General features: G+C 64.3%; 14 protein-coding genes. 9 read left to right on the top strand and 5 right to left on the bottom strand.

What is annotated here, in order from left to right; all coding sequences use genetic code 11:
- Positions 1 to 159 precede the first annotated feature (159 nt).
- The 6 genes from ilvA to HF684_RS16505 all read left to right on the top strand — a co-directional run bounded on the left by ilvA (position 160) and on the right by HF684_RS16505 (position 6,385).
- The gene (gene ilvA / locus HF684_RS16480; protein WP_169253995.1) at positions 160 to 1,431 is read left to right on the top strand and encodes a threonine ammonia-lyase IlvA; all 1,272 of its coding nucleotides are present in this window, start codon (positions 160 to 162) and stop codon (positions 1,429 to 1,431) included.
- 169 nt (positions 1,432 to 1,600) lie between these two features.
- Entirely contained in the window at positions 1,601 to 3,319 is a 1,719-nt protein-coding gene (locus tag HF684_RS16485) for a carbon starvation protein A (RefSeq protein WP_169253355.1), read from the top strand.
- Positions 3,320 to 3,384: 65 nt separating this feature from the next.
- A complete protein-coding gene (locus HF684_RS16490; RefSeq protein ID WP_169253356.1) occupies positions 3,385 to 4,389 on the top strand; it encodes an NAD(P)H-quinone oxidoreductase in 1,005 nt (334 codons plus the stop codon).
- A 3-nt stretch (positions 4,390 to 4,392) separates the two neighbouring features.
- On the top strand, positions 4,393 to 4,980 hold the full coding sequence (locus HF684_RS16495) for a proteasome activator (protein WP_282433908.1): 588 nt from the start codon (positions 4,393 to 4,395) through the stop codon (positions 4,978 to 4,980).
- Positions 4,977 to 5,546 carry a hypothetical protein gene (locus HF684_RS16500; protein WP_248279002.1) on the top strand — a complete coding sequence of 190 codons (570 nt, stop codon included), beginning with the start codon at positions 4,977 to 4,979 and terminating at the stop codon, positions 5,544 to 5,546. Before HF684_RS16495 ends, HF684_RS16500 begins: the two co-directional genes overlap by 4 nt.
- Positions 5,543 to 6,385, top strand: a complete 843-nt coding sequence (locus HF684_RS16505) for an HAD family hydrolase (protein WP_169253357.1) — start codon at positions 5,543 to 5,545, stop codon at positions 6,383 to 6,385. The genes HF684_RS16500 and HF684_RS16505 overlap by 4 nt, the downstream gene beginning before the upstream one ends.
- A gap of 73 nt (positions 6,386 to 6,458) precedes the next feature.
- On the opposite strand, the gene HF684_RS16510 is transcribed toward HF684_RS16505, so the two are convergent.
- The 4 genes from HF684_RS16510 to serS form a co-directional block, all read right to left on the bottom strand.
- A complete protein-coding gene (locus HF684_RS16510; protein WP_248279204.1) occupies positions 6,459 to 7,325 on the bottom strand; it encodes an IS3 family transposase in 867 nt (288 codons plus the stop codon).
- Positions 7,326 to 7,333: 8 nt separating this feature from the next.
- Complete coding sequence (locus tag HF684_RS16515; protein WP_169252171.1) at positions 7,334 to 7,903, bottom strand: transposase; 570 nt, start codon at positions 7,901 to 7,903, stop codon at positions 7,334 to 7,336.
- Between the two features lie 92 nt (positions 7,904 to 7,995).
- Positions 7,996 to 8,856, bottom strand: coding sequence for an HAD family hydrolase (locus HF684_RS16520; RefSeq protein ID WP_248279003.1), 861 nt, complete (start codon positions 8,854 to 8,856; stop codon positions 7,996 to 7,998).
- A gap of 111 nt (positions 8,857 to 8,967) precedes the next feature.
- Complete coding sequence (gene serS / locus HF684_RS16525; protein WP_169253358.1) at positions 8,968 to 10,248, bottom strand: serine--tRNA ligase; 1,281 nt, start codon at positions 10,246 to 10,248, stop codon at positions 8,968 to 8,970.
- A gap of 81 nt (positions 10,249 to 10,329) precedes the next feature.
- On the opposite strand from serS, the gene HF684_RS16530 reads away from it, so the two are divergent.
- The 3 genes from HF684_RS16530 to HF684_RS16540 all read left to right on the top strand — a co-directional run bounded on the left by HF684_RS16530 (position 10,330) and on the right by HF684_RS16540 (position 15,415).
- Positions 10,330 to 11,445: a diacylglycerol kinase family protein gene (locus tag HF684_RS16530; RefSeq protein ID WP_248279004.1), complete on the top strand. Its 1,116-nt coding sequence runs from the start codon at positions 10,330 to 10,332 to the stop codon at positions 11,443 to 11,445.
- 222 nt (positions 11,446 to 11,667) lie between these two features.
- Positions 11,668 to 13,788: a hypothetical protein gene (locus HF684_RS18670; protein ID WP_211168019.1), complete on the top strand. Its 2,121-nt coding sequence runs from the start codon at positions 11,668 to 11,670 to the stop codon at positions 13,786 to 13,788.
- Positions 13,789 to 14,074: 286 nt separating this feature from the next.
- The gene (locus HF684_RS16540) at positions 14,075 to 15,415 is read left to right on the top strand and encodes an LPXTG cell wall anchor domain-containing protein (protein WP_169253359.1); all 1,341 of its coding nucleotides are present in this window, start codon (positions 14,075 to 14,077) and stop codon (positions 15,413 to 15,415) included.
- Between the two features lie 117 nt (positions 15,416 to 15,532).
- Here the strand turns inward: HF684_RS16540 and HF684_RS16545 are convergent, their stop codons facing one another.
- Positions 15,533 to 16,408, bottom strand: a complete 876-nt coding sequence (locus HF684_RS16545; protein WP_169253360.1) for a DUF1206 domain-containing protein — start codon at positions 16,406 to 16,408, stop codon at positions 15,533 to 15,535.
- Positions 16,409 to 16,535: the final 127 nt, after the last annotated feature.

A 16,535-nucleotide genomic window follows, 5' to 3' on the forward strand; every position in this document is an offset into this window, starting at 1 on the left:
ACCCGAAACCCCGAAGTCGCGAGCCGAATCACGGGGCTCAGGTGGGCGCGAGGCGGGCACGGGGCGGGTTCTCAATGACCGGGCGACGGTCCTCATATCGATACGAATTGCCAAATAGCAAGACAAAGGGCGCACAATAGTCTGGTGGTTGAAACAGACATGACTCCCCAGAAGCTCACACTCGCCAGCGAGGTCGAGGCGGCTGCGCTGCGCATTTCCGATTCCGTCATCCTGTCGCCACTTCAGATCTGCGAGCGGTTGACGACCGCAACCGGTTCCACGGTCTACCTCAAGCGCGAGGACCTGCAGATGGTGCGGTCCTACAAGATCCGCGGCGCCTTCAACTTCATGCTCCAGCTCGATGCCGACGAACGCGCACGCGGTGTCGTCTGCGCCTCGGCGGGCAACCATGCCCAGGGCTTCGCCCGCGCCTGCAGGGAACTGGGCATCCAAGGCACGATCTTTGTGCCGAAGACGACGCCGAAGCAGAAGATCGAACGCGTCCGCCACTTCGGCGGGGAGCAGGTGACGATCGAGATCGCCGGCTCCACCTACGATGACGCCTCGGCGCTGGCGCACCGGTTCGCCGAACGCAATCAGGCACTCTTGGTCTCGGCCTTCGACGATATGCGCACGATCGCAGGTCAGGGCACCGTGGCCGCTGAGATCCACGCTCAGCTCGAGACCGACCCGGATTACATCATCGTGCCCGTCGGCGGCGGCGGAGTGCTCGCGGGAATCGCCGCCTATGCGGCCGAACGGATGCCGAACACGAAGATCATCGGCGCCGAACCCGCCGGGGCCGCCTCGATGATCGCAGCACTCAAGGCCGGCCACCCCGTGACCTTGGAGAACATCGACCGCTTCGCCGACGGCACGGCCGTGCGTCGCGCCGGCGCCATCACCTACGACGTCATCGCCGAACTCGGCCTCGACATCCGTCCCGTCGCCGAGGGCGCAGTGGCCACCGAGATGCTCGACATGTACCAGGTCGACGGAATCATCGCCGAACCCTCCGGGGCCCTGGCCTCGGCCGGGATCGGCGGACCGGATTCGGACAAACCGATCACGATCGAACCCGGATCGACCGTGGTGTGCCTGGTCTCCGGCGGCAACAACGACATCTCCCGCTACCCGGAGATACTCGAACGCTCACTCGTCCACGAAGGCCTCAAACACTACTTCATCGTCGACTTCCCGCAGGAGCCCGGAGCCCTGCGCCGATTCCTCAACGAGGTGCTCGGACCCGAGGACGACATCGCGATGTTCGAGTACGTCAAACGCTCCGACCGGGAGACCGGACCGGCGTTCGTCGGCATCCAGCTCGGCTATGCCGAAGACCTGCCGAATCTGCTCGAGCGGATGGAGGCCTCGAACATCGAGGTCGAGCGCGTGCACCAGAACTCGCCGATGTTCCGGCTCTTCGCCTGAGGCGGCAGGGCGGCGGGCCGACGCCGGAGGCCCTCGACGGCGATGAGGGAGTTCAGAACAGAGAACGCTTGTTAGGATTCTACTAATAACCGTCCCCTGACCGGGTCACAACTCGCCTGCAGAAGGGCGAGGACGCTGATGTCGCCCAGTCTCCGAAAGGAATTCAACGATGAGTCCCGTTCTGCTTCTCCTGCTGGGAATCGCGATCTTCGCATTCGGATACCTGTTCTACTCGAAGTTCCTGTCGAAACGGATCTACCGGCTCGACAGCCGATTCACAACGCCGGCGCATGAGCTGCGCGACAACGTCGACTACGTGCCCACCAACAGATTCGTCCTCTGGGGCCACCACTTCACCTCCGTGGCAGGAGCCGCTCCCATCGTGGGGCCCGCCATCGCAATGATCTGGGGATGGCTGCCCGCATTCCTCTGGGTCACGATCGGCACGGTCTTCTTCGCGGGAATGCACGACCTCGGCTCCCTGTGGGCCTCGACGAGGAACAGGGGACAGACCATTGCGGCACTGTCGGCTCGTTACATCGGCAGACGCGGAGCTGCGCTCTTCCTCCTGGTCATCTTCATTCTCGGGTTCATGGTCATCGCCGCGTTCTCCGTGGTCATCACCGACCTGCTCGTGGCCCTGCCCTCTGCAGTGATCCCTTCCTGGGGTGCCATCGGCGTGGCGCTGCTCGTCGGGGTTGCGATCTACAGACTGCGGTGGCCCCTCATCCCCGTCACGATCGTCGGAGTCGCCGCTCTCTATTCGCTCATCCTCCTCGGCGACCGGTTCCCGGTGTCGATGCCGGACTCTTTCCTCGGGCTCGAACCCACGGCCCTGTGGATCATCGTCCTGCTCGTCTACTGCGGAATCGCTTCCGTCCTGCCGGTCTGGGTGCTGCTGCAGCCTCGCGACTACATCAACGGCGTCCAGCTCTTCATCGCCCTCATCCTCCTCTACGGTGCCGTCATCACCTCGGCGCTCTTCGGCACAGGACACGGACTGGTCGCTCCCGCCATCAACACCGATCTGCCCGCGGGCACGCCGAGCATCCTCCCCCTTCTCTTCGTCACGATCGCCTGCGGAGCCATCTCGGGTTTCCATGGGGTCATCGCGTCCGGGACCACCGCCAAACAGCTCAACACGGAGACCGATGCGCGATTCGTCGGATACTTCGGCGCTGTCGGAGAGGGAATGCTGGCGCTGGGAGCCATTCTCGCGATCGCCGGCGGCTACCGCACAGTCGCCGACTGGGAAGAGGTCTACAGTAAGTTCGGCGATGCCGGGGTCCAGTCGTTCGTCGAAGGGGGCGGCATGCTGCTCGAGACCGGGATCGGTCTGCCCGCAGGGTTGAGCGCCACCGTCCTGGCGACGATGGCGGTGCTGTTCGCCGCGACCACGCTCGATTCGGTGGTCCGACTGATGCGTTACGTCGTCCAAGAGATCGGCGGAAACATGAACGTCCGACTGCCGAAGATCCCCGCCACACTCGTGGTGCTCGTCCTCGGCGGCGGTCTGACCTTCTCGCAGGGAATGAGCGGAGAGGGCGGCATGCGCATCTGGCCGCTGTTCGGCACCACCAATCAGCTGCTGGCCGCGCTCACGCTGATCATCATCGCCGTCGTCCTCATCCGCAAGCGCCGCAATCCCTGGCCCGCTCTGATCCCGCTGGCGTTCGTCTTCGTCCTCTCGTTCTGGGCGGCGATCGAACAGCTCGTCTCGTTCGCCGACCCGGCAGGCCCGGACTGGCTGCTTCTGGCCATCGACATCGTCATCATCGGCTCGAGCGTCCTCGTCTCGATCGAAGGAATCGCGGCGATGCGTCGCGCGGCGAAAGAGCCGCCGGAGTCCGACAGCGCCGACGCAGAACTCGCCGGGCAGCAGCGATGAGCACGAACGGCTCCCGCGCCCCGGTGCCCCTGCCCTCTCGCGCACCCAGCTACTAGAGTGGACGCATGCGCGCTATCACGATCTCCTCCCCCGGTGACCCCGAGGTCCTGCAGGTCACCGACGAACCGACTCCCGACATCGCCGCCGATGAGGTCCTCGTCCGCGTCCATGCCGCCGGGGTCAATCGGGCCGACCTGCTGCAGCGTCGCGGATTCTACGATCCCCCGCCCGGGGCCACCGAGATTCCCGGACTCGAGGTCTCCGGCACGATCGAGAGGCTCGGCGCCGACGTCACCGGCTGGTCCGTCGGCGACCGGGTGGCGGCTCTGCTCTCCGGCGGCGGCTACGCCGAATACGTGCCCGTTCCCGCAGGTCAGCTGCTTCCCGTTCCCGACGGCTTCGACCTCACCGAGGCGGCCGCCCTGCCCGAGGTGCTGTCGACCGTCTGGTCGAACATCGTCGGCCGCGGGCAGGTGCAGGCCGGCGAATGGCTGCTCGTCCACGGCGGCGGGTCCGGCATCGGCACGGCCGCCATCCAGATCGCGCGCCACCTCGGCGTGAAGATCGTCGTGACCGTCGGCTCCGAGAAGAAGGCCGAATTCTGCCGCGAACTCGGCGCCGACGCCGTCATCAACTACCGCGACGAGGACTTCGTCGACCGTGTCCGTGAGATCTGCACCCACGACGACGGGTCGACCGGCGCCGATGTCATCCTCGACATCATCGGCGCGAAGTACCTCGAGCGCAATATCAAGGCGCTGAACACCGACGGCCGTCTCATCATCATCGGTATGCAGGGCGGGACGAAGACCGAGATCAACCTCGGCTGGCTCATGCAGCCGCGCAAGACCGTGTCCGCCACGACCCTGCGGGCGCGGCCGAAGGACCAGAAGATCGCCATCGTCGCCGAGGTGGCCGATCAGCTGTGGCCGGCCGTGATCTCAGGAGACATCCGCCCCATCATCCATGAAGCCATGCCGTTGACCGACGTCGTCCGTGCACATCAGACGCTCGAGGACGGGGCGAACATCGGCAAGGTTCTGCTCATCGTCGATGAGGAAGGTGCATGACCGATGAGTGAGACTCCCGACTCCGCCGACGGCGTCCGGAACTCCGCGGGTGAGATGCGCACCGAGGATGCTGCGAACACAGACGGTGCGGCGAGCGCCGACAGTGTGCAGTCCGGTCTGGCGCGGGCGCAACAGGATCAGGCGGATGTCTCGTCGCCGGCGAAAGTGATGCGCATCGGCACCATGGTCAAGCAGCTGCTCGACGAGGTCCGCGGCACCGAGCTCGATGAGAAGGGACGCGAACGTCTCGCCGAGATCCACCGTCGGTCCATCGACGAACTCGAACAGGGCCTGTCGAAGGATCTCATCGAGGAGCTCGAACGCCTCGACCTGCCCTTCGACTCGGCCAACGGTCCCCCGACGACGTCGGAGCTGCGGATCGCCCAGGCCCAACTCGTCGGCTGGCTCGAGGGTCTCTTCCACGGCATCCAGACGGCGATCGCGGCACAGCAGGCCATGGCCCAGCAGATGGCCGGTCGCGGTCAGCTGCCTCCGGGAATGGTTCCCCCGGGGATGACACCGGCCGACGGGCAGCCGGGTGAGAAGAAGGAGTCGGATCGCGACGACCCCGGCACCGGCAACTATCTGTGAAGCGCTTCTTCTCCGGTCTGCGCAGGAAAGCGCCGACCGCGGTCAAGGACGATGACCGGTTCGGCACCGGTCTGTGGCGGCACAACCGTGATCGCTTCATCCGCGCCGTCGACCGGTACTACACCACCGCGGTGGCCCTCCACGAAGCACGGGGCACCGATGACAGCACCACCTCGTCAGCCGCCTCGGCGGACACATCCGACGGCGGGGACACGGCCGCCTCGGCGAAAGATCCGATCGACGTCATCGTCGACGGCACCCACCGGCTCAACGCACTCGTCGATGTCGTCGACGACCTGACGGCGACCCTCCACGCCCGCTGTCCCGTCACCGGTCAGGTGGTGCCCGGGCCCACTCGGCAGGTCGTCGGCGACGTGCCGGAGCTGCTGACGAAGGCCTCGTCGAAGGTCGGTGAGGCGGTGCTTGCGGCGTCGATGGCACGGTCGAACGGGCCGGCGGGCCGGTCGATCGGCTCGAGCGCCGAGGCCACGGCTCGATTCATCTCGGATGCCGAGGAGCTGCTGGGGCGGGCGCAGGAGATTCTCGCTAGGGTGGAGTCATCATGAGACCTCCGATCAGCCCCGACATCCTGCCGCCCGACGACTTCGAGCTCGGCCTCGTCGCCAGCGATATCGACGGGACTCTGCTGCTGAACTGGAAGCCGATCTCGACGGCCACGATCGATGCGATCCACCGCTGCCAGGACGCGGGAATCCCCTTCGTCCTCGTCACCGGGCGGCCCATGCGGTGGTTGGCGCCGATCGCCGAGCAGATCCCCGACCTCGGACGCGTCGTGTGCGTCAACGGAGCGGTCGTCTATGACATCGCCTCTCAGTCCGTCGTCGACGCCCACACCATCGACGCACAGTCGCTGACGGAGATCATCGCGGCTGTCCGCGTCGACCATCCCGAGGCCCGGTTCGCCTACGAGACCCTCAACGGCGGTTTCATCGACCGGGAATTCGTCACCGGGCGGCCGCGAGAGGCCCGGATCATCGATGATGTCTCCGAACTCGCCGGTGAAGACGTCGTCAAGGTGCTCGTGCGTCTGGCCACGAGCGATTCGCAGGCGATGCACGACCTCATCGATCCGCTCGTCGACGGCACCTGCCATGCCTCGTTCTCCGAGCCGGACAACGGGCTCGTCGAACTCGCCCCGTTCGGGATCACGAAGGCGAAGACGCTTGAGGACCTGTGCGACCACCTCGGCGTGGGGCGGTCGCAGGTGATGGCGTTCGGGGACATGCCCAACGACATCGAGATGCTGTCGTGGGCCGGGCACGGAGTCGCGATGGGCAATGCACTGGGTTCGGTCAAGGCGATCGCCGCGGCCGTCACCGACGAAGTCGACGACGATGGCGTCGCCCGCTACCTCGACGCCGTCTTAGACACCCGCCCCAACTAGTCCCAATTGCTACGTGACGGCGGCCCAGCAACCTCGCGCTGGAGTGGTCCCCAATAGTTGGACTGCTGTGAGGTCAGCATAAAGCAGTTGCCGGCTGTCCGGCTGTGGCGGTCTTGGTCCGATACTCCATCGGGGCAAGACCGCCGAGTCGCATCGAGATCCTCTCAAAGTTATACCAATGAATGTACTCATCGATCGCTTTCTCGAGGTCCTCGACCGTGTTGAATTTCTGCAGATAGAACATCTCGGTTTTCAACTGCCCGAAGAAGTTCTCCGCCATCGCGTTATCCCAGCAGTTTCCCTTCCGCGACATCGACGGTGTGGCACCGTGTTTGGTCAGGATCGCCGCCCACGACACGTGCTGGTACTGAAACCCCTGGTCCGTGTGCACCAATGGTTTCTGACCGGGCCGAAGCCCCTGACACGCATTCGTCAGTGACTTGTTCGTCAACGCCGTGTTCGGTGACGTCGACATCGAGTACGACACCACACTGGTATCGAAGAGATCGATGACCGGTGACAGATACAGTTTCTGATCCGCCACAGCGAATTCGGTGACGTCAGAGACCCATTTCTCATTTGGTTCCTCAGCGGTGAACTCCCGGTTGAGGACGTTGCCGGCAACACGGCCGATCGTGCCACGGTGGGAGTTATACCGCTTCCTGCGCACCTTGGTCTTGATGTTCATGTCCTGCATCAACCGCAGCACTGTCTTCTTCGCGATCGTGATGCCTTCTTTGACCAAGACTGCCCAGATCTTGCGGTGCCCGTAGCATTCGCGGCTGTCGGTGAAGATCTCCCGGATCCGGGGCCTGACCTGCTCGTATGGGTCAGGTTTCTGATCGAAGCGTTTCTGGTGATAGAAAAACGTCGACCGTGCCAGGCCCGCAATGCTCAGCAGCAGTGACAGTGGGTAGTTCGCCTTGAGACTGGCAACTATGCGTGCTTTTACAGCTGCCCGTTCTGCCTCAAGGCCTTCAGTTTTTTTAAGTACGCGTTCTCCGCTTCCGCCCGCAACAGCCGGTCTTGCAGCTGCCGATACTCCGCCAGACTAATGTCCTCGGCACGGGTCTTCTTCGCCATCAGGTCCGGCTTAGACGGGGCCGGATCAGCATCCGGGTCCTGACCGCTGTCAATGGCGCGCATCCGGGCTGTTGTGCCCTTGCCTGATGCCGGGGGCGAGGTGAATGCCTGATCGCCCTTGTCCCGGTATTCCTTGACCCAGTCGAGGATCGGACGCGACGATGCCAGGCCGAGTTCCTTGGCGAGTTCGACTTTGTGTTCGCCGTCGAGGTATCGCTTCGCAGTCGCGATCTTCTGCTCTGCTGGTATACGGCGGCGCTGGTGCGGTTCCATGACCGACATTGTTCCACGCACCAGCCACCGGTCGTGGAGAAGTTTGAGTGTGGGTTTGTGGACATCGAGCTTCGTGGCTGCCGCGGCGTAGCCGTGCCCTTGGTCGAAGAGTTCGATCGCGGCCTTGGCTTGGTCGTTGGTGATCAGACAGTCCTGACGCATGGAATGGTCCCTTCAAGTTGGTTTGTGTTGATCACAGTCCAACTTTCGGGGACCACTCCACGCGAGGTTGCTGGGCCGCCGTCAGGTAGTAATTAGGGGCGGGTGCTCGTGGTGCCCTCTGCTTCGAGGAGTGCAGTGTCCATGCCGAAGTAGTCGACCAACGCCACTGCCAGGCCGTCGTCGGCGACCGAATCGGTGACCACGCTCGCGAGCACCTTGAGCTCGTCCTTCGACTGGCCCATGACGATTCCGTGCTCGACCCATTCGATCATCTCGAGGTCGTTGAGCCCGTCTCCGGCGCCCACAGTGTGGGCGTGCTCGATCCCAAGCTCGTCGGCCACGATCTCCAGCCCGCTGGCCTTCGAGACCCCGTCCGGCGCGATGTCGAGCCAGTTGCTCCAGCCCACCGAGTAGCTGACCTCATGCAGTCCGAGCGAGTCCACGGCGGCCGCGAACTCCTCGGCGGTGCCATTGACCTCGCGCATGACGATGCGGGTGGCCCGCTTGGTCAGCAGCTCGTCGAAGTCGACGATGTCGAGCGTGTCGGATTCGGCGAGCTCACCGACCGGGAACGCTCCGGACGCCCACCGGTGCAGGTCCGGATCCTCGACGAGGAACAGCGCCGTCGGCAGTGCCGCGTGCATCTGTTCGAGTGCATCCTTCGGGTCGAAGGACACGACATGGTGCAGCTCCCACCCCAGCGGCAGCTCCGGGTCGAGGCGGACGACGACGGATCCGTTCGAGCACACGACGAAACCGTGCTTGAGGTCGAGCGCATGGACGACCTCGAGCGCGCCCGGCAGGGCACGGCCGGTGGAGATCACAAGGTGGTGGCCCTCCTCGGCGAGCCGATCGAGCACCTGCCTCACCGACTCCGACAGAGATCCGTCGTAACCGACGATCGTGCCGTCGACATCGAGTGCGATGAGGTGCGGGGTCAAGGTGTCTCCCAACGTATGCGTCAATCTTCTTGTCGTCGTTCTTCCCGGCGCCGAGGCGGCCGAACCCGACCGAATTCCGCCGAGTCCCCCGAAACGGTCAGTGCCCCGTGACCGGGTCCGGCCTCAGTAGCGCGGTCCCTCCGGTCCCTGCGCGGTCATCCCGCCGAGGTAGGGCCGCAGTGCCTCGGGCACCGTGACCGAGCCGTCTGCCTGCTGATGGTTCTCGAGGATCGGCACCAGCCAGCGCGTGTTGGCCATGGTTCCGTTGAGGGTGGCGACCGGGCGGGTCGAACCCTCGCGGCGTTCGCGGATCTGCAGGCGGCGAGCCTGGAAGGTCGTGCAGTTCGACGTCGATGTCAGTTCTCGGTAGGTGCCCTGAGTCGGCACCCAGGCCTCGCAGTCGAACTTGCGGGCGGCGGAATCGCCGAGGTCGCCGGCAGCGGTGTCGATGACCCGGTAGGGCAGTTCGCACAGTCCGAGCATCTTCTCCTGCAGCGACAGCATGCGCTCGTGTTCGGCTTCGGCGTCCTCGACCGGGACGTAGGCGAACATCTCCACCTTTTGGAACTGGTGGACCCGGATGATTCCGCGGGTGTCCTTCCCGTACGAGCCGGCCTCGCGGCGGTAGCAGGAGGAGATACCGGCGTAGCGCAGCGGACCGTCGGTCAGGTCGATGATCTCGTCCATGTGGTAGCCGGCCAGCGGCACCTCGGAGGTGCCGACGAGGAACAGATCGTCGGCTTCGAGACGGTAGACCTCGTCGGCGTGCTCGCCGAGGAACCCGGTGCCGCGCATGACTTCGGGGCGGACCAGGGTCGGAGTGATGGTCGGGTTGAACCCGGCTGCCTCGGCGACATCGCGCGCGAGATTGAGCAGAGCCATCTCCAGCTTCGCTCCGAAGCCGGTGAGGTAGTGGAAACGCGAACCGGAGACCTTCGTTCCCCGCTGAGTGTCGATGGCCCCCAGCTTCTCACCGATCTCGAGGTGGTCGAGCGGTTCGAAGCCGTCCGGGGTGAAATCGCGGGGAACGCCCACGGTCTTGAGCGTCACGAAGTTCTCTTCCCCGCCGGCGGGGACGCCGTCGATGATGAGGTTCGGGACCTTCGACACGAGCTGGTCGAAGGCGAACGTGGCTTCTTCCGACTCGGCCGACAGCGACTTCACGGTCTCGGACTTCGACTTGCCTTCGGCGATGAGTGCCGGTTTGTCCTCCTTCGACGCCTTCGCGATCTGGGAGGAGAAGGACTTCTGATCCGCACGTGCGTCTTCGAACGCGGTGATGGCCGCACGACGAGCGGAATCGGCGGCGATGACCTCGTCGATGAGCTCGACGGATGCCCCGCGAGCCTCCTGCGATGCCTTGAACAGGGCCGGGTTGTCTCTGAGAAGCGCTAGATCGATCACCCTCTCAGCTTAACGGGCCGGGCGTGTTTTCGATATTCGACCCTCAGCTCGCATTTGAGTTCCGCACTGTACATTTGGGCCATGATCATCGAGTTGGATCCCCTGATGACCTGGGTCATCATCGTCGGCGCACTCGCTGTGCTCGCGGCCGTGTTCCTCATCGGCCGTCGCACCGGCGTGCGACGCACGCTCAGCACGATGAGACGCTACGCCCACCCGGCGAACCTCTCCGACGAGGTGGTCGATGACGCCGCCCGGTACCGTGCCGCGCTCATCGTCAACCCCACAAAGACCGACGTGCACAACCTGGCCTCCACCGCCGAGGCGATCTGCCGTTTCGAGGGATGGAACCCTCCGCTCGTGCTCGAGACCACCCCTGAGGACACCGGCGAAGGTGCCGCGGTCCGCGCCCTCGACGACGGGGTCGACGTCGTCATCGCCGCCGGCGGGGACGGCACCATCCGCGCTGTCGCCTCGGCGCTGGCGGGGACCTCGACCCCGATGGGGATCGTGCCGTTGGGGACCGGGAATCTGCTCGCCCGCAATATCGACCTCGTCCTCGACAAGACCGAGTGGGCGCTGCGGATCGCCCTTTGGGGACGCAATCGCGAGATCGACGTGGGGACGGCGAAGACCGATCCGGACGGCGATACCCATATCTTCACCGTGATGACCGGGCTCGGCTTCGACGCCGCGGTCATGGCCGACACCAGCGACGACCTCAAGGCTCGCCTCGGCTGGCTCGCCTACGTCGAAGCCGGATCACGGAAACTCACCGGCAAACCCAGTCATGTCAAGGTCACGTTCGACGACGAATATCGGGTCTCGGCGAGGGTCCGTTCGGTGCTCGGCGGCAATTGCGGCCGCCTGCAGGGAGGCATCCAGCTGCTGCCGCAGGCAGTCATCGACGACGGCATGCTCGATGTGCTCATCGTCAGCCCCAAGAACCTCGGCCAATGGGTCGGCGTGCTCGCATCGATCGCCGGCCGTCGGGCCTCACGCGGGCTTCACACGAACATTCGGAAGTGCCGCAAGGTCGTCATCGAAGCCGGTGACGACGTTGATATCCAGCTCGACGGGGATCCGCTGGGTCAGTCGTCGTACCTCGAGATGGAGGTCGCCCCCGCGGCTCTGACCGTCCGTGTGCCGACCGTCGAACAGCGCAAGCAGATCCGCGCCGAGGCATGGCCGGTCTAGCCCGGAACCGCTGAGTTGGCGCGGGCGCCGATTCCTCTCGCCGAGGCGGCCCCGACAGTCATTCCTTTACCGACCAGTAGGTCACGAAACGGTAAAAGGAATTCACCTAAGCGTTACAGCAATTACACCTGAACAAAACGTACAGAAATAGTTTGGAAAACCCTCAGAACCTAGGATGAGTGCCGTATCACACCCCTCGCCACAGAGATTGAAGGCACACCCATGAAGAAGATCATCCTCGCGCCGGCAGTCGCGCTCGCGTTCACCGGGCTTGTCGCGAGCCCGGTCGCCGCCGCGGAATCGACGTCCGCTCAGTCGGCATCGACGCAGACTGCCGAGCAGAAGAAGGCCGAAGCCGACAAGGCCAAGAAGGAAGAGGCCGAGAAGGCCGCAGCTGAGAAGGCCGAAGCCGAGAAGAAGGCAGCGGCAGAGAAAGCGGCTGCCGAAAAGAAGGCCAAGGAGAAAGCCGAGGCCGCCAAGAAGGCCGCTGACAAGAAGAAGGCGGACGAGAAGAAGGCCGCCGAGGACAAGGCGGATGAGAAGGACGAGGCGAAGGCGCCTCCGAAGAAGGTCGATCCGAAGCCCGCTCCTGCACCCAAGGACGAGGACAAGGGTGCCGAGGACGATGACCAGTCCGAGGACAAGGCCAACCCGATCAACGCCTCCGTGCAGGTCACCTCGGGTGAGGTCACCGCGGAAGAACTCGCCGAGGACGGCGTAACCGTCAAGGTCTCCGGCCTCGAGAAGGGCGACAAGGTCTCAGCCAAGTCCGGCCTGACCGGCCCTGCCACGACCGCTCAGGGTTCGTCCGCGACTCTGAAGCTGCGCTCTGCCAAAGACGCAGAGTCGCTCACATCCGGCAAGCAGAGCCTCGCCGTCCAGGTGCAACGCACGAACGCTCCGACAGCAACGGAATCGACCTCATTCTCGTACACGCCGTACGCTGCTCCTGATGTCAATCCGACAGTCTCGCTCAACGCCGATGAGTTCACACAGAGCGAGTTCGACAAGAACGGCGTCGAGGTCACAGGCGAGGGCTTCACCCCCGGCGGCAAGGTCACCGTCGTCGGCGGCAACGAAACGTCGCCGTTTGCGACCCAGGAAGTCGAAGCCGACGACGAAGGAAAGGTCTCCGCAACCCTGAAGTTCGAGGGCGACGGCGAACTCCCGGCCGGCGACTACTCGGTCTGGGGTGTCGACCAGGAGTCCGAGACCAACTCCCCGGCTCAGGACTTCACCATCACCGAAGACTCGGAGATCGACCCGACCGTCAAGGTCGACTCGAAGGAGATCTCCCTCGAGGACTTCAAGAAGGATGGACTGAAGTTCAGCGGAACCGGGTTCACCCCGAACGGGACCGTCAGCGTCAAGGGCGAAGCCGTCTCGGCCCAGCGTGCCGCAGCCCCTCAGGCCGATGAACTTCGTGCCGACGAGGACGGCAATGTCGAGGGCGCCGTGATCGCACCCGAGTCAATCGAAGCAGGCAAGTACTCGCTGACCTTCGTCGACGACGAGTCCGGCGAAGAGTCCGATGCCGTCGAAATCACTGTGACCGAAGACGACGCCGTCGATCCGATCGACGCCTCGCTCAAGGTCGATCCCAAGGAGATCACTGCCGAGGATCTCGCCAACAAGGACAAGGGCGTGACCGTCACCGTCTCCGGCGTGAAGAAGGGCGACACGATCACCGACTCGCTCACCGGCAAGAGCGAGACCGCTGATGCCGATGGCGACTACAAGCTCCACCTCTGGTACGAGGGCAACCCCGACAACCTCGAGGTCGGCAAGGTTCCGTTCACCGTCACCATCGACCGCGAAGGCACCGAGTCGGAGACTCTCAATGGCAACATCAACGTTGTCGGCGACGACGATGGTGAGACCGAGGCTCCCGCCGAGGCAACCTTCACAGTCTCGCCGAAGACAATCGAGGCCGCGGACTTCGCCAACGACAAGAAGGGCGTCACCCTCGCCGTCGAGAACTGCGAACCGGGCGCAGATGTCCACTTCGAGGTCAATCCGAAGGGCATCAACGTCACGGCTTACGAGAACACCGTCAAGGCTGATGACGAAGGCAATGCCTCCGTCAACGTCTTCGGCACCTCCTCGAACGCCTCGGCCTACGTCGGCGCTTACACCGCGACTGCAACCTGCGGCGATGACACCATGAAGGACTCCTTCAAGGTCACCGAAGGCGCCAACGGCGGCGGCTCGGACGGCGGCGACAACGGGAACGCCGGAAACGGCGGAGACGACGGCAGCCAGCTGCCGCGCACCGGTGCCGACCTCGGCGGACTGACGACGGGCGCCCTGCTCCTCCTCGTCGGGGTGCCGCGATCGCACTGACCGGCCGCAAGAACAAATTCGGACAGACTCCGACGAGCTTCTGATCCGAGACAGGCAGTCAGCCTAGAACGACAGGCAGAGGGGCGGCTCAGCGTGTGCTGAGCCGCCCCTCTGCCTGTCGCGCAGCCCGTGAGATATCGGCGGCTCGGATGAATGCAGAATGAACTCTGCGCCAGAACCGGACTCAGAGCTGAACAAAACGACCACAACTATGCGTGTGGTGAATGTTGCATTACTGTTACATTCGTAATACTTCACACCCAGCTGTAATTTTCTAAGGAAATACATGAAGAAGCTCGCCCTCGCACCCGCGGTGGCCATCGCCATCACCGGCCTGGCCGCATCCCCAGTCATCGCTGCCCCCGAGGTTCCCGCCTCGGCTCCGTCGGCCGATACTCAGCCCGCCAAGTCTCCCGTTCAGCTCCAGAAGGGCGCTGCACAGGATGTCACCGCGCAGGCCGGCGAAATCGGAGTGTCTGCTGACAGCGTCACCGTTGCCGAATTCGCTGAGAACGGCATCGGCATCGCTGGCGCTGGCCTCGAGGCCGACACCGAGTACAAGCTGACCGTTGAACCTGCCAGCGGACAGAACGTCAACGCGTACGAAACCTCTGTCACGACTGATGCGGAGGGCGCTTTCGAAAACGGTGTCGAAGCCGTCGGCGAAGCAAACCCAGCATTCGTCGGTGACTACAAGGTCACAGTCACAAACGATTCTGACGAGAACGCCCCGTACAGCACGAGCTTCAAGGTCACCGAGGGCGACGCAGACGAGCCCGAGGCTCCCGAGGTCGACCCGACGGTCTCGCTCAACGCTGATGAGTTCACGGAGAGCGAGTTCGCGGACAACGGCATCAAGGTCACCGGCGAGGGCTTCACCCCGAACGGCACGGTCACCGTCGTCGGCGGCAACGAAACGTCGCCGTTCGCGACCCAGGAAGTCGAAGCCGACGACGAAGGAAAGGTCTCCGCAACCCTGAAGTTCGAGGGCGACGGCGAACTCCCGGCCGGCGACTACTCGGTCTGGGGTGTCGACCAGGAGTCCGAGACCAACTCCCCGGCTCAGGACTTCACCATCACCGAAGACGAGACCGAAGCCCCCTCCACCCCTGCTGAAGAAGCCAAGCTGACCGTCTCCCCCGAGTCGATCACTCCTGCTGACTTCGTCAAGGACGACAAGGGCGTCACCCTCGCCGTCGAGAACTGCGAGCCCGGTGAAGACGTCCGCTTCCTCGTCAACCCGAAGGGCGAGTCGAGCGTCACCGCTTTCGACAAGACCGTCCAGGCTGACGACGAAGGCAAGGCCAACGTCAACGTCTACGGCACCAGCGCCTCCAACGCCTCGGCCTACATCGGCGATTACGACGTCACCGTCACCTGCGGCGATGACGAACTGACCGGTGACTTCTCGGTCGAGGACGACCCGAACGCCGGTGGCGGCGACGGCGATGAAGACGGCAACGACGATGGCGACAACGGAGATGCCGGCAACGGCGGGGACCTGCCTCGCACCGGTACCGAGCTGACCGGTCTCGTCGGCGGCGCCGGCCTCCTCCTCATCGGTGGAGTCGCAGTCGCCATGACCATGCGCCGCAAGAAGGTCGCCCAGGATCCCGCTGAGATCTGATAACGACCGACCTGAGCTCGCCCGGGCTCGATTGAGCTGGGCGTGAGACGACGAAGGGCGCGAACCCGATCGGGTTCGCGCCCTTCGTCGTCTCAGCGATGCCGGGCAGAAGACAGCTCATTCCATGCGGTCGTACCTCGAGCGCAGGGCGAGGAAGACTCCGTAGAGGACCAGGCCGAGACCCACAGCCAACAGCAGATACGGCCCGAACGGCTGATCGCGCATGCCCTTGAGCGCACCGTCGATTCCGGTGAACTCCTCCGGATCACCGGTCGCCGCGGACACCACGATGAGGATGCCCACCGACAGCAGCGTCGCGCCCTTGCCCAGATACCCGACGGTGCCTGTGAAGCCGACGAGGAAGCGAGTGAACACGCTGCGCGGCCGACGCAGCTCGTCTTTCCACTTCCGCCGCAGACCGTTGACACAGAATACGATGCCGATGATCGCAATCACGGCGCCGACGGCCATGAGGATATACAGTCCACCCGGCGCCTTCGCCACCGTCGTCGAGGCCTGTGAACTCGACTTACCCGAATCCGCTCCTCCGCCGAAGACGAATTGGGAGAAGGTTGCCGCCACGACTACATAGGCGATGGCAGAACCGACCACCGTGAAGAAGTCGGTCCACTGTTTCCTCCCCTGTTTCTCCTGCGGATCCCGAGTACCAGCGCCACGCAGCGATGCTGAGCCGAAGAACGCGTTGACCAGGCACCACAAAGCCATCAACGCACAGCCGAGGAAGCAGACGATGATGAGCACCATGCCGAAGGGCTGCGCAGCGATCTGGCCGACAGCTCCTGCCTGGTCGGCGTCGCCGCCGCCTTGCCCCAGCCCGATCGTCACAGCGGTCGCGCCGAGGATGGCGTGGACCAATCCGTTGGCGATGAATCCCGCTCGGGCCACCCGCTCGAACCAGCGGCTGTCTGCGGCTTCCTGAGCCGCCGAATCAGCGCTGTCGGCGACCTGTCGAACCTTCTCTTTCTCGTTCACAGAGTCAGTGTCGCACAGCACCTGTCCTCTTCTGCGCCGCAAACAGGCAGAATCCTCGGACAGATGCGAAGAGGCGGAGCGCGAATACCCAGATGGGTTCGCACTCCGCCTCAGATCCGATCACTCT

It is taken from the genome of Brevibacterium sp. 'Marine' (assembly GCF_012844365.1).
Classification (GTDB): Bacteria; Actinomycetota; Actinomycetes; order Actinomycetales; family Brevibacteriaceae; genus Brevibacterium.